Genomic DNA, 4,303 nt, shown 5'->3' with positions numbered 1-4,303 from the left:
TGTTCGTGTACGGTATCTTCCGGGACGAGATCGGCGAGGTCCTGTTCAACGCCGCGATGCTTTGACTGTCCTGCATCGGGGTCGGGTGATCCCGTGAAATTCCTGAAGCGGCGGATCTTCCAGGCGCTGGGCACGTTCCTGCCGAATTCATATCTCCAGGGTTTCTCCCTTGCCATAGTGGACGGGGCGCTCAAGGTCTCCCCCGCGTTGTACCAGGGATCGCTGAAAAGCGTCTGCTCCCCGCTGCTGAACTGCTATGCCTGCCCATCGGCGTTGTTCTCCTGTCCGATAGGTACGCTTCAACATTTCATGGTGACGGGGAACTTCCCTTTCTACGGGGCTGGTACGCTTACACTCGTAGGCGCTTCGGTGGGGCGGATGACATGCGGCACGCTCTGCCCGTTCGGGTTCCTCCAGGATCTTCTGTACAAGTTCCGAACGTGGAAGGTACAGATACCTGTCTGGACGAGGTACATCCGGTATGTCGTACTTGCCGTCCTCGTCTTCCTTATTCCTTATATCACCCACGAAAACTGGTTTTCGAAGCTGTGCCCCATGGGGACGCTGATCGGCGGCCTTACATGGGTCACCTTCGACCTGAACGTCCGCTCGATGATCCGTTACCTCTTCTGGGTGAAGATCGGCATCCTTCTCTTTTTCGTGACGACGTCGATCATGGTCAAGCGCCCGTTCTGCCGTGCGATCTGCCCGCTGGGGGCGATCTTTTCCGTTTTCAACAAATCCAGCTTTCTTCAGCTTGCGTGGAACCCTGACACCTGCACGAAGTGCGGGAAGTGCCGTAAGATATGTCCCGTCGACATACGCCCCGACCGCAACCCGACGAACCCTGATTGCCTTCGCTGCCTCGACTGCACGCGCTGCCCGAGCCTGAAACTGACGACCGTTTTGCATAAAAACCCGTTTGCCGCGCCCGCGGGTGGAGGACATGGGCCGGGGGGGTTGGAGGAGGTATTGTCACGGTGAAAACAGCGAAGTGGTTCCCTCATCTGCTGCTCCTCATGATCCTTGCGCTGCCGACGGCGGCCGCCGGGGATATTACCGTCCTGTTCCCGCCGGACCTTACGCTGGCGAGGGACGGGAAGATGAAAATTTTCGCATTCCGTCCCGTCGGCGGTCCCGCATCCGTAACGGTCAACGGTGAGATCAAAGATCCGCTTAAAGGGAACAGCCTGCAAAGCGGGCAGGTGGACCTGAATCCCGGCGTCAACCTGCTGAACGTCGGAGGGAAACGGATCCGTGTCTACCTCGATCCGAAAGCGGGCGGGGACCGGGTCCGCGTTCTTCCGGAAGGAGAGGAATCCGCCATCGAATTCCAGGCCTATCGCCTCCACCCCGCGCTGGACGACGGCTGCGAGGGATGCCATTCGGTGGACGGGATGAAGCTCAAGGTGAAGGAGCAGAAAGAGGCGTGCTACGCATGCCACGACAATTTCGAAAAAGATGAAGGGAAGAAAAAATACGTTCACTCGCCGGTCGCCGCGGGAGAGTGCACAGGGTGCCACGATCCCCATTTCGCCGTCCGCCCGAAGCTGCAGAAGCTCGAAAAAGGATGCCTCGAGTGCCACGATCCGCAGCCGGAAACCGCCTCCGTCCATTTGCCGGTGAAGGAACGGCAGTGCACCGGCTGCCACAGCCCGCACGCGAGCGTCGTCCCGCGGCAGTTGGTCCGCGGCGGCAACGATCTTTGCCTGGGATGCCATGGAAAATTGCACTCCCATCATCCGTTTGGGCCCGGCGGAAAGCGCCAGGTAGTCGTCCGGGTCCCCCCCGATATTCCGAGGAACAGCGCGGAGTTTGCATGCCAGGCATGCCATCTTCCGCACCAGGCCCCCGAGCGGCGCCTGTTGCGAAAGGACCAGGGGGAATTATGCAGGACGTGCCACCCCGTATGACCCGCCTTTGACGGGATAAACGCGAACGATGCGATTTTTCCCAAGCCAGCTGTTCTTCAAGATGTCCCTGTCCATAAGCCTGGTGCTGGCGGCCATCTTCGGAACGTCGTCCTATATCGCATTTCGAATCCAGTCCCGTCAGGCTCTCGATTCCACACGCAACCAGGCGATCCTGCTTACGCGGGCGTTGAAAAACACGATCCGCATCGGGATGGAAAGCGGGCACATCGCGTCGCTGTCATCGACTTTCCAGACCGTAGGCTCCCTCCCGGGAGTGGAGAAAATGAGGGTGTTCGACGAAGAGGGCCGCATCCTCTACTCCGCGAAAGCATCGGAGGTCGGGATGCCGACCGACCAGCTTGACTACTCCGTCTACCGGAGCCCGGAGAGGAGCACTCCCTTCCAGAGCGCGGACACGGGCCACCGCTCGTTCTGCATGGTGGAGCCCGTGGAGAACGAGCCTGCCTGCCAGCGCTGCCATCACCCGGATATCCGCGTGCTGGGTGTCCTGGACGTATGCCTTTCCATGGAAGAGACCGAGAAGAGGATCGCCGACAACGGCATACTGATGCTCTCCTTCACGGCGCTTGCGATCGTTCTCACTTCGGCGTTGACGGCCTTCCTCTTGAGGCGGTTCGTATCCACGCCGGTCGCCAGGCTTGCGGACACGATGGCATCCATCGAAGCAGGCAATATGGATGGACGGGTGGAAGTCCGGAGCGGGGATGAGCTGGGCCGCCTGGGAATCAGTTTCAACGAAATGATCCGAAAGCTTTCGGAAGCCCAGGCCGAGATAGAGAGGTTCCATCACCGTCAAATGGTCCGGGCCGACCGGCTTGCGTCGCTGGGGGAAATGGCGGCGGGCATCGCGCATGAGATCAAGAACCCGCTCGCCGGAATCTACGGGGCGGCGCAGATCCTCTCCCTGGAGTTCCCCGAGGGCGACCCCAAGCGCGAGATCCTCGACGAAATGATGGCGCTCATGAAACGCCTGGACAACACGATAAGGGACCTGTTGAACTTTTCCAGGTACACCGAGCCGCGGTTCACGAAGGCCAGCCTGAACGACGTCATCGAAAAGGTGCTTTTCCTCGTCACGCAGATAACTGAAGGGAAACGGGCGCGGATCACGCGGGAGTTCGACCCGTCGATGCCGGAAATCGAAATGGACCAGGAGCAGATCAAGCAGGTTTTCCTGAACCTCGCGCTCAACGCCCTCCAGGCGAAGCCGGACGGATGCGCCCTGACCGTCCGTACTTATTCTGAAGTGCCGGCGGACGTTCCGGACGTCAAGCACCGCTCCCGTTTCGTCATGGCCGCAGTGGTCGACGACGGCCCGGGGATTCCTGCCGACCGGCTCGGAAGGATATTCCAGCCCTTTTTCACGACAAAGGAGGCAGGGACCGGCCTCGGCCTTTCGATGACGCGTAAGATCCTCGACCTGCACGACGGGTGGATCACCGCCGCGAGCGAGGAAGGCAAGGGCGCGATCTTCACGGTATTCCTGCCGAAGGAAAAACTCTGATGGCGCGATCAAGGATAATTGTCGTGGACGACGAGCGGATCATACGCTGGTCGATCCAGCAGGCGCTGGCCCAGGACGGCCACATCGTCTCCACCGTGGAGACCGGCGAGGAAGCGCTTGCGCAGGCGGCGGACGAGATGCCGGACCTCGTATTCCTGGACATTACGCTTCCCGGGATCGACGGAATCGAAGTCCTTCGCCGCCTGAAGGCCATGGATCCGTCCGCCACGGTGGTGATGGTCACCGCTACCGATGACCTCAAGACCGCAGTCAAGGCGATGCAGCTCGGGGCGCACGACTACGTCAGCAAGCCGTTCGACCTCGACCGGTTGAGGGTCATCGCGCAGAACGCGCTGGACCGGCACGAGCTCCGCCAGGAAGTCGAATATCATCGCAAGGAAGCGGTGAAGAAGTACGGCTTCCATCGGATCGTCGGGACCAGCCGCAAGCTGATGGAGGTGATGGAAATCGCCCGGAGGGTGGCGAATTCCGAGGCGACCACCGTCCTTATACAGGGCGAGAGCGGGACGGGCAAGGACCTGCTGGCGCAGGCAATCCATTACGAGAGCAGCAGGGCCGCCCGGCCGTTCATTCCCATAGGCTGCACGGCTCTTCCTGAAGAGCTGCTGGAATCGGAATTGATGGGGCATGAGAAGGGGGCCTTCACCGACGCGAAAGCGACCAAGAAGGGCCTCTTCGAGATCGCGAACGGCGGCACGGTCTTCCTGGACGAGATCGGCGACATGAAGCCCGGCCTCCAGGCGAAGATCCTCCGCCTCATCGAGAACAGGACGTTCCGGCGCGTAGGCGGGAACCGGAAGATACCGGTCGACGTCCGGATCATCGCCGCGACGAACAGGAACCT

General features: G+C 60.7%; 4 protein-coding genes. All 4 read left to right on the top strand.

What is annotated here, in order from left to right; genetic code table 11:
* The first annotated feature begins 93 nt into the window (after positions 1–93).
* Positions 94–984 (top strand): 4Fe-4S binding protein, encoded by an 891-nt coding sequence (locus HY896_06185; GenBank protein MBI5575937.1) that lies wholly within the window; start codon positions 94–96, stop codon positions 982–984.
* The gene (locus HY896_06180) at positions 981–1,913 is read left to right on the top strand and encodes a cytochrome c3 family protein (protein ID MBI5575936.1); all 933 of its coding nucleotides are present in this window, start codon (positions 981–983) and stop codon (positions 1,911–1,913) included. Before HY896_06185 ends, HY896_06180 begins: the two co-directional genes overlap by 4 nt.
* Before the next feature lie 28 nt (positions 1,914–1,941).
* Positions 1,942–3,438: a HAMP domain-containing protein gene (locus HY896_06175; protein ID MBI5575935.1), complete on the top strand. Its 1,497-nt coding sequence runs from the start codon at positions 1,942–1,944 to the stop codon at positions 3,436–3,438.
* Positions 3,438–4,303, top strand: an 866-nt coding sequence (locus tag HY896_06170) for a sigma-54-dependent Fis family transcriptional regulator (protein ID MBI5575934.1), incomplete at its 3' end; no start/stop codon positions are given. The genes HY896_06175 and HY896_06170, both read left to right, overlap by 1 nt.

Source organism: Deltaproteobacteria bacterium (genome assembly GCA_016218975.1).
Lineage (GTDB): Bacteria > Desulfobacterota > Deferrimicrobia > Deferrimicrobiales > Deferrimicrobiaceae > JAENIX01.
Note: the sequence above shows the minus strand (reverse complement) of the source record. Positions and strands in the feature narration are given on the sequence as shown.

Bases quoted from the DNA above. Each gene is read 5' to 3' on its own strand.
- HY896_06175 (MBI5575935.1), top strand. From the start codon at position 1,942: ATGCGATTTTTCCCAAGCCAGCTGTTCTTCAAGATGTCCCTGTCCATA.